The 19,689-nt window shown below is 73.1% G+C and carries 16 protein-coding genes and 1 pseudogene; 9 read left to right on the top strand and 8 right to left on the bottom strand.

From position 1 onward, the window contains the following. Positions 1-115: 115 nt before the first annotated feature. Positions 116-577, bottom strand: coding sequence for a rhodanese-like domain-containing protein (locus tag ACN28A_RS20685; RefSeq protein ID WP_421397178.1), 462 nt, complete (start codon positions 575-577; stop codon positions 116-118). A gap of 92 nt (positions 578-669) precedes the next feature. On the opposite strand from ACN28A_RS20685, the gene ACN28A_RS20680 reads away from it, so the two are divergent. From ACN28A_RS20680 to ACN28A_RS20670, 3 genes are all read left to right on the top strand, one after another. Next, positions 670-1,152, top strand: coding sequence for an Lrp/AsnC family transcriptional regulator (locus ACN28A_RS20680; RefSeq protein ID WP_421397177.1), 483 nt, complete (start codon positions 670-672; stop codon positions 1,150-1,152). A gap of 28 nt (positions 1,153-1,180) precedes the next feature. Next, on the top strand, positions 1,181-1,408 hold the full coding sequence (locus ACN28A_RS20675) for a helix-turn-helix domain-containing protein (protein ID WP_278058938.1): 228 nt from the start codon (positions 1,181-1,183) through the stop codon (positions 1,406-1,408). A 592-nt stretch (positions 1,409-2,000) separates the two neighbouring features. Further along, positions 2,001-2,483: an Rv3235 family protein gene (locus tag ACN28A_RS20670; protein ID WP_421397175.1), complete on the top strand. Its 483-nt coding sequence runs from the start codon at positions 2,001-2,003 to the stop codon at positions 2,481-2,483. 78 nt (positions 2,484-2,561) lie between these two features. On the opposite strand, the gene secA is transcribed toward ACN28A_RS20670, so the two are convergent. Next, positions 2,562-5,426, bottom strand: a complete 2,865-nt coding sequence (gene secA / locus ACN28A_RS20665) for a preprotein translocase subunit SecA (RefSeq protein WP_421397173.1) — start codon at positions 5,424-5,426, stop codon at positions 2,562-2,564. Between the two features lie 171 nt (positions 5,427-5,597). On the opposite strand from secA, the gene ACN28A_RS20660 reads away from it, so the two are divergent. Continuing rightward, the gene (locus ACN28A_RS20660; protein ID WP_421397171.1) at positions 5,598-6,842 is read left to right on the top strand and encodes a GNAT family N-acetyltransferase; all 1,245 of its coding nucleotides are present in this window, start codon (positions 5,598-5,600) and stop codon (positions 6,840-6,842) included. Positions 6,843-6,900: 58 nt separating this feature from the next. Here ACN28A_RS20660 and hpf read toward each other — a convergent pair whose 3' ends face one another. From hpf to mtrA, 5 genes and pseudogenes are all read right to left on the bottom strand, one after another. Further along, complete coding sequence (gene hpf, locus ACN28A_RS20655; RefSeq protein ID WP_421397169.1) at positions 6,901-7,548, bottom strand: ribosome hibernation-promoting factor, HPF/YfiA family; 648 nt, start codon at positions 7,546-7,548, stop codon at positions 6,901-6,903. A 285-nt stretch (positions 7,549-7,833) separates the two neighbouring features. After that, positions 7,834-8,544, bottom strand: coding sequence for a ComF family protein (locus ACN28A_RS20650; protein ID WP_421397168.1), 711 nt, complete (start codon positions 8,542-8,544; stop codon positions 7,834-7,836). Positions 8,545-8,579: 35 nt separating this feature from the next. Continuing rightward, entirely contained in the window at positions 8,580-10,400 is a 1,821-nt protein-coding gene (locus tag ACN28A_RS20645) for an LpqB family beta-propeller domain-containing protein (RefSeq protein ID WP_421397166.1), read from the bottom strand. 131 nt (positions 10,401-10,531) lie between these two features. Beyond that, positions 10,532-12,250, bottom strand: a pseudogene (mtrB, locus tag ACN28A_RS20640) (MtrAB system histidine kinase MtrB); the annotation flags it as partial. A 13-nt stretch (positions 12,251-12,263) separates the two neighbouring features. Next, positions 12,264-12,953: an MtrAB system response regulator MtrA gene (gene mtrA, locus ACN28A_RS20635; protein ID WP_278058922.1), complete on the bottom strand. Its 690-nt coding sequence runs from the start codon at positions 12,951-12,953 to the stop codon at positions 12,264-12,266. Between the two features lie 271 nt (positions 12,954-13,224). Between mtrA and ACN28A_RS20630 the strand changes: the two genes are divergently transcribed. The 5 genes from ACN28A_RS20630 to ACN28A_RS20610 all read left to right on the top strand — a co-directional run bounded on the left by ACN28A_RS20630 (position 13,225) and on the right by ACN28A_RS20610 (position 18,682). Continuing rightward, positions 13,225-14,160: a hypothetical protein gene (locus tag ACN28A_RS20630; protein WP_421397164.1), complete on the top strand. Its 936-nt coding sequence runs from the start codon at positions 13,225-13,227 to the stop codon at positions 14,158-14,160. Next, positions 14,157-14,780, top strand: a complete 624-nt coding sequence (locus ACN28A_RS20625) for a DUF4129 domain-containing protein (protein ID WP_421397162.1) — start codon at positions 14,157-14,159, stop codon at positions 14,778-14,780. Before ACN28A_RS20630 ends, ACN28A_RS20625 begins: the two co-directional genes overlap by 4 nt. After that, positions 14,777-16,225 carry a DUF4350 domain-containing protein gene (locus ACN28A_RS20620; RefSeq protein ID WP_421397161.1) on the top strand — a complete coding sequence of 483 codons (1,449 nt, stop codon included), beginning with the start codon at positions 14,777-14,779 and terminating at the stop codon, positions 16,223-16,225. Before ACN28A_RS20625 ends, ACN28A_RS20620 begins: the two co-directional genes overlap by 4 nt. Before the next feature lie 77 nt (positions 16,226-16,302). After that, positions 16,303-17,316, top strand: coding sequence for an AAA family ATPase (locus ACN28A_RS20615; RefSeq protein WP_421404537.1), 1,014 nt, complete (start codon positions 16,303-16,305; stop codon positions 17,314-17,316). 55 nt (positions 17,317-17,371) lie between these two features. Next, positions 17,372-18,682 (top strand): DUF58 domain-containing protein, encoded by a 1,311-nt coding sequence (locus ACN28A_RS20610; RefSeq protein ID WP_421397159.1) that lies wholly within the window; start codon positions 17,372-17,374, stop codon positions 18,680-18,682. Between the two features lie 31 nt (positions 18,683-18,713). Here ACN28A_RS20610 and ACN28A_RS20605 read toward each other — a convergent pair whose 3' ends face one another. After that, a complete protein-coding gene (locus tag ACN28A_RS20605; RefSeq protein ID WP_421397158.1) occupies positions 18,714-19,682 on the bottom strand; it encodes a stage II sporulation protein M in 969 nt (322 codons plus the stop codon). Positions 19,683-19,689: the final 7 nt, after the last annotated feature.

Genomic DNA, 19,689 nt, shown 5'->3' with positions numbered 1-19,689 from the left:
CACTCACCCGCGACGGTAGTACACCGGCGGCCCGGTGAGCGGCAGCGGACCCGGGTCGGCCGGCCGGGCCGGGCTGGGCCGGGTCAGTCCCGCACCAGCCCGGTCGGCGGATCGGTCAGTCCCGCACCGGCGCGGTGAGCGGATCGGCGGGCCGGGTGACCAGATTGGCCTCGGCGACCCGGACCGGGAAGCCCTCCCGGATCCAGTACTCGATGCCGCCGATCATCTCCTTGACCCGGTAGCCCCGGCTGCTCAGCGCGTGGGCCGCCCTGGTCGCGCCGTCACACCCCGGCCCCCAGCAGTAGGTCACCACCGGCACGGCCGGATCGAGCAGCCGCGCGGCACGCAGCGGGATCATCCGGGTGGGCAGGTGCACGGCGCCGGGGACGTGCCCCTGCCGCCAGGCCGCCAGGTCCCGGGTGTCCAACAGGACGAAGCCCGGGTCGCCGCCGGTGAGCGCGGCGTGCACGTCGGAGACGTCCGTCTGCGCCGCCAGCTTGGCGGCGAACCAGGCGGCGGCCTGGTCGGGTGCGGCCGGCGGCACCGCCAGCACCGGGTTCGAGGTGGTCGTCGTCATGCCGAAACGGTACGGCCGCAGCCCGGCCAACTGAACAGAAGTTCCCCGGCACTTGACGACAATCGCCGTTGTATCGACGCTATCGTGATCCGATGACCGCTGATTCCCCGCCACTTGACCCGACCGACTGGCGGATCCTCGCCGAGCTTCAGCGGCACGGCCGGGCCAGCTTCGCCGAGTTGGCCCGACTGGTGGCGATGTCGCCGAGCGCCGTCACCGAGCGGGTGCGCCGGCTCGAGGAGGCCGGGGTGGTCGCCGGCTACCGGGCGGTGGTGGTGCCGGAGCGGATCGGCCTGGAGATCCTCGCCTTCGTCCGGCTCCGCTATCCGAGCGGCAACTACCGTCCCTTCCACGCGCTGCTGGAGAGCACCCCCGAGATCGTCGAGGCGCACCACGTGACCGGCGAGGACTGCTTCGTGCTCAAGGTCGTCGCCCGCTCGATGCGCCACCTGGAGCAGGTGGCCGGCCGGATCGCCGGGCTCGGCCCGGTCACCACCAGCGTGGTCTACTCCAGTCCGCTGCCCGGACGGGACCTGACGGCGGAGGCGACGGCGCCGCGGTCGATGGCAAACTGAGGCAGCCACCGACTACCGGGAGTTCTCCGTGGAACCCAGGTTCCTGCTGCTGTCCGACGTCGCCGCCGAGCTGAACGTCTCGGACTCGCAGGTCTACCACATGGTGCGCAGTGGCGAGCTGCCGGCGATCAAGATCGGCGGCCGGGGCCAGTGGCGGGTGGAGCGCACCCGGCTGGAGGAGTACATCGAGCGCAAGTACGCCGAGACCGCCGAGTGGGTGGCCGACAACCCGCTGGTGGAACGCCTCCCCGAGTAGTCGCCGGAGAGACGTCCCGGGCCGGCCTGTCAGACCGCCCGGCTAACCTCCGCACCGAGATCCCACCTCCGCAGAGCGCACACGAGACCGCGGCGACCTGCACACCCCGGAGCCGTCCCGACTTCGGGGCAAGTCGTCGTGCCCGCATCCGTCCGGGCGAGCGACGGTCGGGTTCCGGTCATTGACGGCGCCGAGTGGATCCGCTACAAATTAGCCCGTCGGAGGCAAACGAAAGCAAACGCAAGATCAAGGAAGGAACGAGATGCCTCTCGCCCGCACCCGGCCGGCTCTCCGGCCTGCCGTGCGCCTGCGCCCCGCACCGCCTCTTGATCCGCCCTTCGACGACGAACGTGTCCCGGAGACCTGGGTCAACCTGACACCCGCGCCCGGTGCCGTCCCGCCCGCCGCCCAACAGCCCCGGCCGGCCCAGCCGAGCACCTCACACCCGCACTCCCACCGGCCAGCCAACTCCCCGGCACCGGGCACCTCCCGAACGGTCCCCACTCCGGCACCGGGCACTGTCCGAGCGACCAGATCCCGGGTCCCGGGCACTGCCGAGGCGGCCGGGTCCCCGACCGCGGACACTGCCGGAGTGGCCAGACTTCCGGCCGCGGCCACCTCCGGGGCGGCCGCCCGGCCGGCGCCGCGGTCCTCCCCGGCGGGCGCCCAGCCGGATCGACGGACCGTCCGGGCGCCAGGCGTGGCGTTGGCCGCGGATGCCGTGGCCGGCGCAACTCCCGAGGCGAAGCGGGCGGCGAAGCGGTTCCTGGACACCTGCCTGGAGATCGTCAACGGCTACCGTCCGGCCGGACACGTACGGGCCCTGGCCAGTCCGCCCGACGCCGCCGGCATGGTCGCGCAACTCGCCTCCGCCACCAGCCGGGTCTCCGGGCGGCGCCGGCCCGGCCAGCCGGTCCGGACCGTACAGCTGCGCCGGCTGCGGGTCTGTGAGCCGCGGCCCGGGGTCGTCGAGGCGGCCGCCGCCGTCGGCGTCGCCGGGCGCACCTGGGCGATGGCGTTCCGGATCGAGCGGCGCCGGGGAAGCTGGGTCGGCACCTCCGTGGCCCTGCTCTGACCCACGTCGGTGCCACCCGGGGCCGGAAACAGCGTTGCCCCCGACCGCCGGGCCGGCGGTCGGGGGCAACGGGGACGATCAGGCGCCGCCGGGCGCCCCGTGGCAGCGCTTGTACTTCCGGCCCGAGCCGCAGGGGCAGGGGGCGTTCCGGGACGGGGCGTTGGCACCGACCGCCTGGCCCGAGGCGGGGCGCCGGGTTGCCGACGGCGGCGGCGGGCCACCCACGCCGAGCGCCGGGGCCTGCGGCTGCGGGCGCTCGACCGCCACCCCGCCGGTCGCCGGAGCCTCGCCGTCGATTGTCGGTGCCGAGTACTGGAGGCCCTGGGTCCGGGGCGCCCGGCCCAGGCCCTTGGCCCGGATCTCGACCGGCGACTCCGCAGGCATCGGCATCGGCGCCGGACCGGCGGGGACCTCGGCCGGAGCCGGCTTCGCCTCCTCGACCTGGACCTCCAGGTTGTAGAGGAAGCCGACCGTCTCCTCCTTGATCCCGTCCATCATGGTGGCGAACATGTCGAAGCCCTCACGCTGGTATTCCACCACCGGGTCGCGCTGGGCGTACGCGCGCAGGCTGATGCCCTCCTGGAGGTAGTCCATCTCGTAGAGGTGCTCGCGCCACTTGCGGTCGATGACCTGGAGCAGCACCATCCGCTCCAGTTGCCGCATCGCCTCGGTGCCGAGTTCCTCCTCGCGCCGCCGGTACGCCGCGAAGGCGTCCTGCTTCAGCTGTTCCAGCAGGAAGTCGGGGTCCAGGGAGTTCCGCTCGCCGCCGGACTCCTCGACGATGTCGTCGACGGTCACACCGATCGGGTAGAGCTGCTTGAGGCTGGCCCAGAGCTGGTCGAGATCCCAGTCCTCGGCGTAGCCGTCCGCGGTCGCGCCGGTGACGTACGCCGTGACCACGTCGTCGATCATGTTCCGGACCTGGTCGTTCAGGTCCTCGCCGTCGAGCACCCGCTTGCGCTCGGCGTAGACCACCTGGCGCTGCTTGTTCATCACCTCGTCGTACTTGAGGACGTTCTTGCGGATTTCGGCGTTCTGCCCCTCGATCTGGGCCTGGGCGCTCTTGATCTGCCGGGTCACCATCTTGGACTCGATGGGGACGTCCTCCGGGATGTTGAAGCGCTCCATCACGGCCTCGACCGCACCGGCCCGGAACCGCTTCATCAGCTCGTCCTGGAGCGACAGGTAGAAGCGGGACTCGCCCGGGTCACCCTGCCGGCCGGACCGGCCGCGCAGCTGGTTGTCGATCCGCCGGGACTCGTGCCGTTCGGTGCCGAGCACGTAGAGGCCGCCGACCGAGGAGACCTCCTCGGCCTCGGCGTCGCACGCCTCCTTCCAGCGCGGCAGGATCTCCTCCAGCGCCTTGGCGTACTCGTCGGCGTGCTCCACCGGGTCGAGGCCGCGCTGCCGCAGCTCGGTGTTGGCGAGGTATTCCGGGTTGCCGCCGAGCAGGATGTCGGTGCCCCGGCCGGCCATGTTGGTGGCCACGGTGACCCCGCCCTTGCGCCCCGCCTGGGCGATGATCTCGGCTTCCTTGGCGTGGAACTTGGCGTTCAGCACGGCGTGCGGGATGCCCCGGCGGCGCAGCAGTTGGGAGAGCACCTCGGAGTTCTCGACCGAGACCGTGCCGACCAGCACCGGCTGGCCGAGGGCGTGCCGCTCGGCGATGTCCTCGACGACCGCGTTGAACTTGGCCCGCTCGGTCTTGTAGATCACGTCCGGCCGGTCGATCCGGATCATGTCCCGGTGGGTCGGGATGGTCACCACGCCGACCTTGTAGACCTTGTTGAACTCGCCGGCCTCGGTCTGCGCCGTACCGGTCATGCCGGAGAGCTTGTTGTAGAGCCGGAAGTAGTTCTGCAGGGTGATCGTGGCAAGAGTCTGGTTCTCCTGCTTGATCTCCACGCCTTCCTTGGCCTCGATCGCCTGGTGCATGCCCTCGTTGTAGCGGCGGCCGTGCAGGATCCGGCCGGTGAACTCGTCGACGATCAGGACCTCGCCCTCGTTGACGATGTAGTCCTTGTCCCGCTTGTAGAGCTCCTTGGCCTTGATGGCGTTGTTCAGGTAGCCGACCAGCGGGGTGTTCACCGACTCGTAGAGGTTGTCGATGCCGAGCCGGTCCTCCACCTTGGCGACGCCGCTCTCGGTCACCGCGATGGTCCGCTTGGCGTAGTCGACCTCGTAGTCGCCCTCGCCGTCCTTGACGGGCTGGAGGCGGGCCACCACGCCGGCGAACTCCGAGTACCACCGGGCGGAGTGCTCGGCCGGGCCGGAGATGATCAGCGGGGTCCGGGCCTCGTCGATCAGGATCGAGTCGACCTCGTCGACGATCGCGAAGTTGTGCCCGCGCTGGACCAGGTCGTCCCGGCTCCAGGCCATGTTGTCCCGGAGGTAGTCGAAGCCGAACTCGTTGTTGGTGCCGTAGGTGATGTCGGCCTCGTACGCGGCCCGGTGCTCGCTGGCCGGCCGGTTCGGCAGGATCACCCCGACGGTCAGGCCGAGGAACTCGTGCACCCGACCCATCCAGGCGGCGTCCCGCTCGGCGAGGTAGTCGTTGACCGTGACGATGTGCACGCCCTTGCCGGAGAGCGCGTTGAGGTAGGCCGGCAACACCGAGGTCAGGGTCTTGCCCTCACCGGTCTTCATCTCGGCGATGTTGCCGAAGTGCAGTGCCGCGCCACCCATCACCTGCACGTCGTAGTGCCGTTGGCCGAGCACCCGCGACGCCGCCTCGCGTACCGTGGCGAACGCCTCGGGCAGCAGGTCGTCGAGGGTCTCGCCGTCGGCCAGCCGCTCCCGGAACTGGTCGGTGAGGGCCCGCAGCTCCTCATCGGTGAGGTTGACGTAGTCGTCCTCGATCGAGTTGACGGCGTTGGCGATCGCCTTGAGGCGGCGCACCATGCGCCCCTCGCCCGCGCGGAGGACCTTTTCCAGAATCGACACGGATCAACGCTCCCCTAGACAGTCTGCCGAACCATCGTAGGCGCATCACCGGCCGGATCGTCAGTCGCGCCGCCCCTCCGGTCCAACGAACCGGACATTCTGTCCGATAGCAGCCTTGAGAGCCGGTAAATCCGGTTACGCCCAGCGCGAACCCTCCGGCACGATGGCCCGATGAACGAGTACAGCCGGCCGGACGGGGTCGAGATCGTCGAGGCGGGGCTGCTGTTGCGGCCGTGGCGGGCCGAGGACGCCGCGGACGTGCACCGGGCGTGCCAGGATCCGGAGATCCAGCGCTGGACCAGGGTGCCCAGCCCGTACGAGCTGGAGCACGCGGTCGAGTTCGTCGGCAAGCGCGCCCCGCAGATGTGGGCGGACGGCACCGGGGCGCCCTTCGCGGTCTGCGACGCGGCCACCGGCGAACTCCTCGGCTCCTGCGGGCTGGTCGGCATCGACCCGGCCCTCCGGTCCGGAGAGGTCGGCTACTGGACGGCTCCGCAGGCCAGGGGCCGCGCGGTGGCGGTCCGGGCCACCCGGGCGGTGAGCCGGTGGGCCCTCACCGAGCTGGGGCTGCGCCGGATCGTCTGGCAGGCCGAGGTCGGCAACCACGCGTCCCGGCTGGTCGCGCTGCGGGCCGGCTTCACCGTCGAGGGGCGGCTCCGGCTCGCCGACCCGCATCCGCGGGGCGCCCGGGACGGCTGGGTGGGTGCCCTGCTGCCGGAGGACCTGGCCGGCACCGACCCGGCCGGGGAGGCCGACACCGACCCGGCGGCCGGCCCGGCCGGCCGGGGTTCGCTCCAGGCCCGCCGGGCGGCCGTCTTCGCCGTACCGCAACCGGTGCTCTTCGCCCGCGCCGCCGACGGTACGGAGTTGCGGCTGCGCCCGCTGCACGAGCCGGACCTGGACTCGATCGTGCGGACCTGCCGGGATCCCGAGGCGGTCCGCTGGACCACCGTGCCGGACCCGTACCAGCCCTCGGACGCGGAGTTCTTCGTGCACGAACACGGCCCGACGGTGTGGCGGCGCGGCACCGGCGCGGTCTTCGCGATCGCCGAGGAGTCCGACAGGTACGCCGGGGTCGTCGAACTGCGGATCTCCCCGGGCGATCCGCTCGTCGCCGACCTGGGATTCGTGGTCGCGCCGTGGGCGCGCGGGCGTGGCTACTGCCCGGCGGCGGTGCTGGCGGTCTCCGCCTGGGGCTTCACCGCGCTGAACCTGGCCCGGATCGAGTGGCGGGCCAACGTGGGCAACACCGCCTCGCGGCGGGTGGCGGAGAAGGCCGGCTTCACGCTGGAGGGTACGGCGCGGCACGCGCTCAACCACCGGGGCGACCGGATGGACGCCTGGGTCGGCGCCCTCCTGCCGGCCGACCTCGGACTGTCGACGACCACGGGCAGCCGGAGCGGCGAACGGGGATGACGGTCGTAGCCGCCGGCCCCGGGGACGCTGCCCCGGGGCCGGCGGGACCCGATCGGACTCAGTTGGCCAGGGCGATGATGCCGTAGTCGTAGCCCTTACGCCGGTAGACGACGCTGGGGCGGCCGGACTCCTTGTCCAGGAACAGGTAGAAGTCGTGGCCGACGAGTTCCATCTGGAACAGCGCGTCGTCGACCGTCATCGGCTCGGCGGGGTGCACCTTCTCCCGGGCGATGTGCCAGGGCTGCGCGTCGTCGTACTCGTCGTACTCGGGATCGGCGGTCGCCCGGCCGTTGCCGTTCGACTGTGCGGGGGCGGTCAGGGTGGCCAGGGCCGGTCCGCCGGCGTCGACGACCGGCAGGCCGGCGGTGGCAGCGGCGACGGAGACCGGGGCGTGTCGGCCACGGTGCACCCGACGCCGGTCAGCGGCCCGGCGCAGTCTGGTGTCGAGCTTCGAGATCGCGGCGTCGAGGGCACTGTAGAAGTCCTTCGCGCACGCCTCCGCGCGGACCACGGGTCCCCGGGAGATGCAGGTAATCTCGATTCGCTGGCAGTGATCGGACTGTCGCGGATTGCGTTCGTGAAACAGCTCCACGTCGATCCGAATAAGCTTGTGGTCGTAGCGCTCGATCTTGGCGAGCTTCTCGGCTACGTGCACCCGGTAATGGTCCGGCACCTCGACGTTACGGCCTTTGACCACGAGATCCATGCGTGACCTCCCTGCGCCATCGGAGAGTCTGCGGAAACAAGAATGCCGGTCAGCCCGCCCCTGGAGTGTCCATTCGGCTTGACCGGCTGGGGAACAACGGCGATGCCTCCCTCCGGGTTGCGTCCGCGGGGCGATGGAACCACCGTCATACCCCCGGTAAACAAGACGCTAACCCCAATTGACCCGCCCGTCACCCCGCTCGGCAAGACCAGTTCGAGATTATTTGCAGAAAGTGCGCGACCAGCGTCAATCCACTGGCACGCAGCGTGAAGTCGTGAACGAAGCTCAGTCAGCCCGGCCACGCCGGACGGTGGCGGCCAGCACCGCTGCCCCGTGCACCGGGATGCCGGCACCGGCCAGGTGCCGGGACACCGCGGCCAGCGTGACCCCCGTGGTCACGATGTCGTCCAGCAGCACCACCACCCGGCCGGCGGCGAGCCGGCGGACCGGAGCCAGCCGACCGGGCCGCAGCCGGAACGCGTCCCGGGCCGCCGCCGCCCGGCCCGCGCTGTCCAACGTCGCGGAGTCCGGCCGGGGCACCGCCCGCAGCGGATGGGCCACCGCCACCGGCCAACCGGCGTCCCGCAGCCGGCCGGCACAGTGCCGGGCCAGCCGCCGCAGGTGGTCACCGTGCCGGGCCCGCACCGCCCGCGCGGTCGACGGCACCGGCACCAGCAGCACCGCCCGGCGGCCGCCGGCGGCCTCCGCCACCACCTCCGCGAGCAACCGGCCCAGCGGCCGGGCGAGACCGTGCCGGCCCCGTTCCTTGTACGCCAGCAACGACTCCCGCAGCACCCCCTGGTAACTGCCGAGCGCCACACAGTCCGGCAGCCCCGGCGGCGCCGGAGTGGGGCGTACCGCCCTCGGACGCAGTGCCCCGAGCAGGGCGGCGCAGGCCGGGCAGGCGCCCCGGCGCAGCGGCAACCGCTCGCCCCGACAGCCCGCGCACTCGGCCGGCAGCAGCAGGTCGGTCAGCTCGGCCCAGACCCCCGCCAACACCACGTCCTCCGGCCCGGTCCCGTAGGGACAGCTCAGTAGAGATAGAAGGAGGCGGTCGCCGAGTTCACGTTCGCCGGAGGCTCGCCCGACCCGGGTGCGATCTGGCTGCGCGTGACGATCGTGTCGGAGACGAAGGCGACCTCGTTCGCCTCGTACGTGAGTGGCAGCGGCCGGGCCTCCAGGAAACTGGGATCGGCGGCCAGCGCCTCGACGGGAGCCGCGCTGACGTACCTGATCTGCTGCGACTCCAGCGCGCCGTCGACGTTTATCCGGTTGATCGCCTTGGCGTCCTCGCCGTCCAGGCCGGCCACCACCAGCAGGTTCTCGCCGAACCAGTCCACCGCGCTCAGCGAGTGCAGCGAGGTGGCCAACTGCCGGGGCGGTTCGACGTTCAGCCCGTTGTCGACCGGCCGGATCCCGGCGACGTAGAGCCGGCCGCCCGAGACGAAGGCGATCCGGTTGCCGTCCAGCGACGCCGACACCGCCGACACGCCCAGCTCGGCCCCGGAGAAGGTGACCGGGGTCAGCTCGGGGTTTCCGGCGGTGAAGGTGTGCAGCCGGCCCTGTGCGACGACCAGCCCGATCGGCCCGCCGACGCCCGCCTCCTTGAGCCACACCGGCCGCTCCAGGTCGGGGTAGCTCTTTGCGCTGGTCACCAGGCTGCCGGCCGCCTGCGGTCCGGAGCCGACACGCAGCCGGAACGAGTCGCCGTCCCGGGTCACCAACGCCACCGCGACGTCCTCGCCGTTGCGGCTCAGCCCGGCGGTGACGATGTCGTGGTTCTCGGCGGCGGGGATCGGCAACGGCTTCGGTTCGCCCGGGTTGGTCAGCGGATAGATCCGGCCCGCGAAGACGCCGTACCGGGCGGCCGGGCCGGCGAGCTGGTAGAGCGGGTGGTCCCGTCGGTAGTCGTCGGCGACCTCGACCATCCGGCTCTGGTTCTGGATCTTCAGCTCCAGCTCGTCGTCGAGCAGCTGGTTGGTCCGCAGCGACCAGACGATCTGGGTGAAGAGCTTCCGCACGTCGAGATCGGTCTCCAACGCACCGGCCTTGACCGCGAGGTTGATCTCCAGCCGGCCGCCCTCCTCCGGCGCCGGGACGTTGCCCACCGAACTGGTGCCGTCGGGCAGCGCGACCGCCGACTTGAGCCACTCCGACGGGCCGTCGATCAGCCAGTCGCGCACCGCGGTGGCGTGCCGCTGCACCGGCACCGTGCTCGGCAGGTAGCGCAGGTCCGGCACCAGCGAGGTGCCGTTGGCGTTCCAGAAGTAGATCGTGTTCTCCTGGTAGTAGTCCCGGAGAGCGTCGTCGATCATCAGCAGCACCGGCGGCGGCTTGAGCACCCAGAGCCCGCCACCGGTGCCCGGATCGGTCGGCGCGGCGCCGACGACGAATTCGTACTCCGACTCCTGCTGCACCGGTGCACCCATCGAGCCGTTGGCCCGGAGTACCCCGATCTGCTGGACCTTCACCGACACCAGACTGGTGCCGTCCTTGTTCTGGGTGACCCCGATCCCGCCGCCGTCGACGTCGACCCGCACGACGTTGATTTCGCCCTTGTCGTCCGGCTTCGGCTTCAACCGCTCGCCCGGCCGGATGTACTCGTTGACCCGCTTGTACGCCTCGCCCGCCTCGCCTGCGGCGGCGGTGAGGAAGTTCCTGGCGAACGCCTCCGGTTCGCTGCCGCTCGCGGTACGGCCGGGCGGCTGCGCCGCCGGACGGTCGGCCGGAGCGCTGTCGGCGACCGGCCCCCGGCCGTCGACCCGCACGTCGGTCTCGCCAGGGATGCCGCAGCCGGCCAGCCCGGCCAGGAGCACCGCCACGGCCCCGAGCGCGATGCCACGCCGGCTCATCCGGTCACCTCGCTCCGCTCGATTTCGACCGGGCTCCTGGGGTTCGCCAACCGGTCCCGACCCGGCCCGACGCCCTCCGCCCCGCCCCCGGCATCGTCGGCGGACAGCGCGGACGACGACACCGCCGGATCGTCGGTCGGCTCGGGACGGCCCGCGTCCCCGCCGGTTCCTTCGCCGTCGGCCGGAGCCGGGACGGTCCAGGTCAGCCCGTCCGTGATCGCCAGCGGCGCGTCGGGCGGTACCAGTCGCAGTGGCGACGAGGTCAGCCGGTCACCGGCCCGGGCCGGCAGGGTCAACCGGAACTGGGCACCCTCGCCCGGTGCCCCCCACGCCTCCAGCCAGCCGCCGTGCAGCCGGGCGTCCTCCAGACTGATCGAGAGGCCGAGGCCGGTGCCGCCGGTCTGCCGCGCCCGGGACGGGTCCGCCCGCCAGAACCGGTTGAAGACCAGCTTCTCCTCGCCGGGTCTGAGCCCGACGCCATGGTCCCGGACCGTGATCGCCACCGCGGTCTCGTCCGCGGCCAGCATCACCAGGACCGGCTTGCCGGCGCCGTGTTCGACAGCGTTGCCGACCAGGTTGCGCAGGATCCGCTCCACCCGGCGCGGGTCGACCTCGGCGATCACCGGGGTCTCCGGCACGGTCACCCGCAGCGGCGTACCGCAGCGGCTGGCCAGCGACTCCAGCCGGTCGACCACCCGGTGCACCACCGGCACCAGGTCGGTGGGCTCGGCGTCCAGCATGGCGAACCCGGCGTCGAAGCGGCTGATCTCCAGCAGGTCGGTGAGCAGGTCCTCGAAGCGGTCGAGTTCGGCGTGCAGCAGCTCGGCGGTCCGGGTCACCGCCGGGTCGAACTCGTCCCGCTCCGCGTAGATCAGGTCGGCCGCCATCCGTACGGTGGTGAGCGGGGTACGCAGTTCGTGCGAGACGTCAGAGGTGAACCGCCGTTGCAGCCGGGACATCTCCTCCAGCCGGACGATCTGCCGTTGCAGGTTGGTCGCCATCTGGTTGAAGGAGGAGGCGAGCATCGCCAGGTCGTCCTCGCCGTTGACCACCATCCGCTGGTCGAGCAGCCCCGCCGAGAGCCGCTGGGCGGTGCGGGCGGCCACCCGTACCGGATTGACCACCAGCCGGGTGACCAGCCCGGAGAGCAGCCCGAGCAGGACGACCAGGGCGAACCCGGTGGCCAGCACGGTGGCCCTCGAACCGTCCGCGATCTGGTCCCACCGGGTCAGCGGTACGAAGTAGTAGAGCTCGACCTGGCCGAACTGGGTCGGCACCGGCGAACCGTAGACGAGATATTTCGTCGGACCCTTGTCGAACAGGTCGCCGGTGCGGAACTGGTGGGCGATGTCGCCGCTGCGGACCGCGTTCTCCAGGCCCGGCGTGAGGATGCCGCTGACGTCGACCTGCGGCGAGGTGGCCGGTGCGACGCCGGTGACCCGCAGCGACACCACCACGCCGCCGAGCTGGGCCGGGTCCCCGCCGGCCAGGTAGTTGACGGTGTTCTCCAGGGTGGCCCGCAGGCCCTGCTCGGCCACGGTGGTGTGGTTGCTGAGCTGCTCGGAGGCGTACTCCTGGCCGTCGTCGAGCCGGGCCTTGACGTCCGTGGTGGCGTTGTCCAGCACGATCTCGGTGATGTTGTCGGCGACCAGATAGGCGAACCCACCGACCAGCAGGCTGGACGCCACCAGGGTGATGGTGACGACCCGGACCTGGAGCGAGCGCCGCCAGGTGCGGTGCAGGCCGCTGGCCGCCCGCGCCAGCCGGACCGAACCGACACGCCGCAGCCCCCGGCCGGTCGCGACGGCACGGCCGAGCAGCGCGGAGGAGGAGGTCAGGGTACGGGCCACAGTGCGACCCAGGTTATCCGGTGCCCGCCTTGTAGCCGACTCCCCGCACCGTCAGGATCACCTCGGGTCGCTCCGGATCCGGTTCGATCTTGGCGCGGAGCCGCTGGACGTGCACGTTCACCAGTCGGGTGTCGGCGGCGTGCCGGTAACCCCAGACCTGCTCCAGCAGCACCTCCCGGGTGAAGACCTGGCGCGGCTTGCGAGCCAGCGCCACCAGCAGGTCGAACTCCAGCGGGGTCAGCTTCACCTCTTCGCCGTCCCGGCTCACGGTGTGCGCCGGCACGTCGATGTTGATCTGGTTGCCGGGCGGGCCGATGGTCAGCATCTCCGGCGCCGCGTCCTCGCCCCGGCGCAGTCGGGCCCGCATCCGGGCGACCAGCTCCTTGGGCTTGAACGGCTTGACCACGTAGTCGTCCGCGCCCGACTCCAGCCCGAGCACCACGTCGACGGTGTCGCTCTTGGCGGTCAACATCACGATCGGGATGCCCGACTCGGAGCGGATCGCCCGGGCCACGTCGATGCCGCTCATCCCTGGCAGCATCAGGTCCAGCAGGACGATGTCGGGCCGATTCTCCCGGAACGCGGCCAGTGCCCGTTCTCCGTCGGCGACGAAGGAGGGCAGGAACCCCTCACTACGCAGCACGATGCCGAGCATCTCGGCCAGCGCGGGATCGTCGTCGACGACCAGTACCCGGGCTCTCATGACACTAATATTCCACCCTCTTCTCCACCCCGCCGTCCCGGCGCCGCCCGGCGCGGCGTACCGCCGGACCTTCCCGGGCCGCGAGGCGCAGAAGCTTACCCCGGCCATCCGCCCCGCACCAGGGACGACCCGCGCTGATCAGCCCCGCCCCGACGCACACCGAACCGTGACGTGCGAACCGGCCCAGCGGCTCCGCCAAGGGTGAGCCGACGTGTCACCATGACTGCTGCGGTGCGTTCCCCACCTCCCTCGTAGCCCGCCAGGAGTACGCTTGCCCGCCCCCGGCCCGACCGCCGTACTGCCGCTGCGGCCGCTCACCGTCGGTGAACTGATCGACTCGGCGGTCCTGCTGCTCCGCGACCATGCCCGGGTGCTGATACCTGTCGCCCTGGTGCTGGCCGGGCTGGAACAGCTCCTGCTGCACCCGTTGCGGCTGGTCGCCGAGGTCACCCCGCCGGCCTACCTGCCGAGGCTGGACGGGCTGCCGGCGTACTGGTTCCTGCTGGCCGTCGGCGCCGGCTGCGAAGCGGTGGTCGTCGCGCTGCTCGGCAACCTCTCGGCCCGGGCCGCCGGTACGGTGCTGCTCGCCCCCGGCACCCGGGCCCGTCGGCTGCTGCACCCGGCCGGCGCCCGACTGCCGGTGACGGTCCTGGCCGCCCTGCTGGCCGGTGCGCTGATGTTCGTGGCGTCCCTGGTCATGCCGCTCTGGCTGGTCGGGTTCGCCCTGCTCGGCGGGGTGGCGCCGGCGATCGTGCTGGACCGGACCGGGCCGTTCCGGGCACTGTGGCGCTCCGCCACGCTCGCCCTGCGCACCAGCGGCCGGGGGGCGGCGGTACGCCTGCTCGGCTACCTCGTCTGGTGGCTGTTGCGGATCGGCCTCGCGGTCGGCGCCGTCACCGGCCTGACCTCGATCGGACTGCTCGCGCCGGACTGGCAGCTGCCGGTCGCGCTGGCGGTCTGGGCGCTGGTCAACAGCATCGCCTATCCGGCGCTGGCCTGCCTCGACGCGGTGGTCCACCTGGAGGCCCGGATCCGCACCGAGGGGCTGGACATCGCCGTCAGCCGGGCCGGCCGGACCGGAGCCCCGCTCCTCGGCACGCCGGACGGCACACGAATCCTCGGCCTGCCGGACGGCACGCCGGTCCCCGGTCCGCCGGACCGGCTGCCGGTGCCGGGTCCCGGACGGCAGACGGCGGGCCGACGGTGACCCTCAGCCGCTGGTGGACCGAGACGACGGCCGCGCTCGGTGACCGGATGCCGCTCTCCCTGGTGGCGCTGCTTCTGGTGCTCTCCGCCGTGGTCGTCGCGCTCGGCTGGTTCCACTACCCCGCCTGGGTGCCCCGCCGCCTGCCGCGCTGGCGCCTCTCCCGGTGGTGGCGACGGCGGCGCCCCCGTCCGACACCGATCCCGCAGCCCGAACCGGAGACCGCCGCCGAGGATCCGGAGCTGCCGGACGTACCCGCGGAGACGCTTGTCGCCCTCGCGGACCGGCTGGCCGCCGACGGCCGGTACGCCGAGGCGGCCCGGGAGCGGTTCCGGGGGATGGTCCGGGAACTTGTCGACCGTGGGGTGCTGGAACACCGGCCCGGGTTCACCGTCACCGAGCTGGCCACGGCTGCCGCCCGGAACCGGCCCGAGGTGGACCGGCCGCTCGCCGAGGCCGGCCGGGTCTTCTCCGACCTCTGGTACGCCCAGCACCCGGCCCGGCGCGAGCACGACGACCGGATGCGCGCGCTCGCCACCGAACTGTCCCGGACCCTCACGAACAGCGCACCGCCCCGGACCTCCGCGGACAGCACACCGGACCCCGAGGCGGTCCGCGGATGAACCCCGACCCGACACCACGGCCGACGCCCGACCCGGCATCCCGGCCGGCGGCGCGCGGCCGGCGTCGCTGGCACCGGATCGCGATCCCGCTCGGCACGGTCGCCGTGCTGCTCGCCGTCACCGGGACCACCCGGGCGGTCGACCAGCCCGACCCGGCCTCGCCCGGCTTCCTCTCCCCGGTCGAAACCGGTGCCGAGGGCGGGAGCCGGCTCGCCGAGCGGCTCCGTGCCGAGGGCGTCCGGGTGGAGCGGTTCACCAGCACCCGGAGCGCGCTGCTCCAGGCGACCACCCGGGGGTTCACCCTCTTCGTACCCGCACCCGGGCTGGTGCACCCGCTGTACCTGCCGTACCTGGCCGAGCCGGCCGACCGCGCCCGGGTGGTGCTTGTCGACCCACCGCAGCGGGTACTGGACGGCGCCGAACTGCCGCTGGCCGCGACCGACCGGCGATGGGCCGCCGGCGCGGTCGGGGCCGACGCCGACGGCCGGCCCTGCGCGCTGCCCGAGGCGGCCGGCGCCGGGCGGGCCGCCGCACTGTTGCAGCGGTACGCCAGCCCGCCCGACCTGGCCGGGAGCACCGACTACTGCTACTCGGGCGGGCTGGTCCGGACGCAGCGGCGCGGCAGCGAGGTCGTGGTGATCGGCGCCAGCGACCCGTTCCGGAACGACCGGATAGCCGAGCGAGGCAACGCCGCGCTGGCCACCGGACTGCTCGGCCGGCACGACCGGGTCGCCTGGCTCGACCTGGCCGGGCCGGAGCCGCCACCGCCGACCCATCCCGACGGTGAACTGGACCCGTGGACGTCGACGCCGGACGACTCCGACAGATACGGCGACGGCACGCCGGAGGCGACCGACGACGTCCCGGAGGAGTACGACGACGGCGAGCGACCGCCGCCGTCCGGGCAGGACGACCGGGCCGCCCCGCCCGAGCGGCGCAACCCGCTCTGGGACGCCTTCCCGCCCTGGTTCTGGGCCCTGCTGGCACAGCTCGCCCTGGCCCTGCTGCTGGTGGTGCTCTGGCGGGCCCGCCGGCTCGGGCCACCGGTCGCCGAGCCGCTGCCGGTGACCGTGCCGTCCGCCGAGACGGTCTTCGGGCGTGGCCGGCTCTACCAGCGGGCCCGGGCGTACGGGCCGGCGGCCGGGACACTGCGGGCGGCGGCGCTGCACCGGCTGACGCAGTCCCGGGGCGTACCGGCCGACGCCGGGCCGGACGAGCTGGCCGCCGCCGTGGCCGCGCGCACCGGACGGGGCGCGGCCGAGGTGCACGACCTGCTGTACGGCCCGCCCCCGGAGACCAACCAGGAGCTGCTCGACCTGGCCCGGTCCCTCGACGACCTGACCGGCTCCCCCGGCACCGCCCCACCCGAGCAACCCCGGTCCCCCGGCACCGCCCCACCCGACCAGCCCCGGCTCGACCGACCCGACGAAGGAGTTTCCCGGTGATCCGACCAGCCGGAACCACAGATCCGCGCTACGCCGCCGTGCCCTACCCGGCGCCGGCCCAGGGCGGCAGCGGCCCGATCCAGGGTGGTGATCCGGTCCAGGATGGCGGCGGTCCGGTCCGGAGCGGCGGCCCGGGGCACGCCGACGAGGCCCGGGCGGCGCTGCACCGGCTGCGTACCGAGGTCGCCAAGGCGGTCGTCGGGCAGGATGCCGTGGTCACCGGGATGGTGATCGCGCTGCTCTGCCGGGGACACGTGCTGCTGGAGGGCGTGCCAGGGGTGGCCAAGACGCTGCTGGTGCGGACCATCGCGGCCGCCCTCGACCTGGACTCCAAGCGGCTCCAGTTCACCCCGGACCTGATGCCCGGCGACGTCACCGGGTCGCTGATCTTCGACCCGCGCACCGCCGCCTTCACCTTCCGGGAGGGGCCGGTCTTCACCAACCTGCTGCTCGCCGACGAGATCAACCGGACGCCGCCGAAGACCCAGGCCGCGCTCCTGGAGGTGATGGAGGAGCGGCAGGTCTCGGTGGAGGGGAACCGCCGGCCGCTGCCGGACCCGTTCATCGTGGCCGCCACCCAGAACCCGGTCGAGTACGAGGGCACCTATCCGCTCCCCGAGGCACAGCTCGACCGGTTCCTGCTGCACCTGACGATGCCGCTGCCGAACCGGGACGAGGAGCTGGGTGTACTCCGGGCGCACCACGCCGGCTTCGACCCGCGCGAACTGGCCGCCGCCGGGGTACGCCCGGTGGCCAGCCCCGCCGACCTGGCGCTGGCCAGGGCTGCGGTCAGCCGGGTCGGTGTCGCCGAGAGCGTGCTCGGCTACCTGGTGGACCTGTGCCGGGCCACCCGGGCCGCGCCCGCACTCGAACTCGGCGCCTCGCCCCGGGGCGCGATCGCGCTGCTTGTCACCGCGAAGGCGTGGGCCTGGCTGGCCGGTCGGGACCACGTCACCCCGGACGACGTCAAGGCGATCGCCCGGCCCACCCTGCGACACCGGCTGCGGCTGCGGCCGGAGGCCGAACTGGAGGGCGTCACCACCCGGTCGGTGCTGGACGCGGTGCTCAACACCGTGCCGACGCCCCGATGACAGGACGGCCGGCATGTGACGGGACGGGCGGGACGAGGACGGGACGGGCGGGACGATGACGGGACGGGCGGCGGTGCTGCTCGGCGCGGGCGCGCTGACCCTGCCGCTCTGGCCGGCGCCGTGGCTCGGTGTGCTGGTGATGTCCGGGGCGGTGCTGGCGCTCACCGTCCTCGACTGGTGGCTGGCCGCCCCGCCGGGCGCGGTGCAGGCGAGTCGGGACGGCGACCGGGCCGTCCGGCTCGGCGACACCGCCACCGTCACGCTGCGGCTGCACAACACCTCGGACCGGCCGCTGCGGGCGGTGCTCCGGGACGCCTGGGTGCCGTCCGCCGGGGCCCGCTTCGACTTCCCCGGCGCCCCGGCGGTACGCGTCGAGCCCGGCGAGCGCGTGGAACTGCCCAGCCGGCTGACCCCGACCCGGCGCGGTGACCGGCCGGCGCTGCGGTTGACGCTGCGCTCGTACGGGCCGCTGGGGCTGGCGTTCCGGCAGCGGACCGGGCGGCCGGCCACTCCGGAGTGGACGTTGCGGGTGCTGCCCCGGTTCGAGTCCCGCCGGCATCTGCCGGAGAAGCTGGCCCGGCTGCGGATCATCGACGGCACCGAGGTGGCCCGGGGGCGGGGCCAGGGCACCGAGTTCGACACCCTGCGCGAGTACGTGGTCGGCGACGACGTGCGCTCGGTCGACTGGCGGGCCAGTGCCCGGCGGGCCGACGTACTGGTCCGGACCTGGCGGCCGGAGCGGGACCGGCGGGTGGTCTGCGTACTCGACACCGGACGGACCAGCGCGGTACGCGTCGGCGACGAGCCCCGGCTGGACGCCGCGATCGACGCCGCCCTGCTGCTGGCGGCGCTGGCCTCCCGGGCCGGCGACCGGGTCGACCTGCTGGCCGTGGACAGCGCGGTCCGGGTGGCGTTGACCGGCGGTGCCCAGTCGACGCTGCTGGCCCGGCTTGTCGACGCGCTCGCCCCGCTCCAGCCGAACCTGGTGGAGACCGACTTCGACCTGGTCGCCGGGGAGATCCTCCGGCGGGAGCGACAGCGCTCGGTGGTGGTGCTCTTCACCGCCCTGGAACCGGGTGCCCTGGGCGAGGGGCTGCTGCCGGTGCTGCCCCGGCTGGCCGCCCGGCACCGGGTGATCGTGGCGTCGGTGCACGATCCGGTGCTTACCGGGTTGACCGGCCGGAGACCGGAACGGGTCGAGGACGCCTACGCGGCGGCGGCGGCCTGGCGGGCGCTCGGCGACCGGGACCGGGTACGCGCGGCGCTGGCCCGGCACGGCGTGACCGTGGTGGACGCCCCGGCCGACCGGCTGGCGCCGGCGGTCACCGACACCTACCTGCGACTCAAGGCCCTCGGCCAACTCTGACGAGGGGCCTGCTGTACCACCCCACCCGCGATCACGCCGCGGCGACCCGGCCGGCTCTCTCCCGGACCGCCGCCCGGCGCCCGAAGTAGCCGACGTAACCGAGGAAACCGAGCCAGGCGAGCACGCCGATGCCGATCCGGATCCCGGTCGGGACCGCCGCCGGGGTGACGAACGCCTCGATGAGCCCGGCGACCGCGAAGAGCCCCACCAGGCCGACCGCGACCCCCACACCGGCCCGCCCGGCCCGGGCCACCGCCTGGCCCCGGGTCAGTTCGGGCGGCGGCGCGATCCAGGCCCAGCCGATCCGCAGGCCGACCCCGGCCGCCACGAAGATCCCGGTCAACTCCAGCAGGCCGTGCGGCGTGATCATGCTGAAAAAGACGTCGGTACGGCCGTAGGCGGCGAGCACCCCGCCGGTCACACCGATGTTGAGGGCGTTGTGCCACAACAGATAGAAGACCGGCAGCACCAGGATGCCGGAGGCGAGGCAGCGGGCGGCGACCCAGGCGTTGTGCGTCCACAGTTGGAAGGCGAAGCTCGGTGCCGAGTACTCGCTGTAGTAGCCGACGAACCGGGCCTCGAACGCCTCGGCCGCCGCGTCCTCGCCGATGAGTGCGGCGGCGGACTCCGGGTGCCCGGCCGTCCAGTACATCAGGAAGCCGGCGACCAGCACGAACCCGGCGCCGACGGCGGCGCACCACGGCCAGGCCCGGTAGACGGCCGACGGGAAACCGGTGGAGAGGAACCGGCCGACCGCAGCCCAGGAGAATCCGGTCCGGCCGGCCAGCCGGCCCCGGGCCGCCAACACCAGCTGGGAGAGCCGGGCGACCAACACCGGGTCGGGCGACCGGCTGCGCACCACCGACAGGTGCGTGGCGGCCCGCTGGTAGAGGGCGATCAGCTCGTCGGCCTCGTCGGCGTCCAGCCGGTACCGTCCGGTCAGCTCGGCCAGCCGCCGCCACTCCCGGTCGTGCTCGGCGGTGTACGCGTCGAGATCCAACTCACTC

Origin of the sequence: Plantactinospora sp. WMMB782 (assembly GCF_049179135.1) — a bacterium.
Lineage (GTDB): Bacteria > Actinomycetota > Actinomycetes > Mycobacteriales > Micromonosporaceae > Plantactinospora.
Note: the sequence above shows the minus strand (reverse complement) of the source record. Positions and strands in the feature narration are given on the sequence as shown.

Bases quoted from the DNA above. Each gene is read 5' to 3' on its own strand.
- ACN28A_RS20685 (WP_421397178.1), bottom strand. From the start codon at position 577: ATGACGACGACCACCTCGAACCCGGTGCTGGCGGTGCCGCCGGCCGCA.
- ACN28A_RS20680 (WP_421397177.1), top strand. From the start codon at position 670: ATGACCGCTGATTCCCCGCCACTTGACCCGACCGACTGGCGGATCCTC.
- ACN28A_RS20660 (WP_421397171.1), top strand. From the start codon at position 5,598: ATGAACGAGTACAGCCGGCCGGACGGGGTCGAGATCGTCGAGGCGGGG.
- hpf (WP_421397169.1), bottom strand. From the start codon at position 7,548: ATGGATCTCGTGGTCAAAGGCCGTAACGTCGAGGTGCCGGACCATTAC.
- ACN28A_RS20645 (WP_421397166.1), bottom strand. From the start codon at position 10,400: ATGAGCCGGCGTGGCATCGCGCTCGGGGCCGTGGCGGTGCTCCTGGCC.
- mtrA (WP_278058922.1), bottom strand. From the start codon at position 12,953: ATGAGAGCCCGGGTACTGGTCGTCGACGACGATCCCGCGCTGGCCGAG.
- ACN28A_RS20620 (WP_421397161.1), top strand. From the start codon at position 14,777: ATGAACCCCGACCCGACACCACGGCCGACGCCCGACCCGGCATCCCGG.
- ACN28A_RS20610 (WP_421397159.1), top strand. From the start codon at position 17,372: ATGACGGGACGGGCGGCGGTGCTGCTCGGCGCGGGCGCGCTGACCCTG.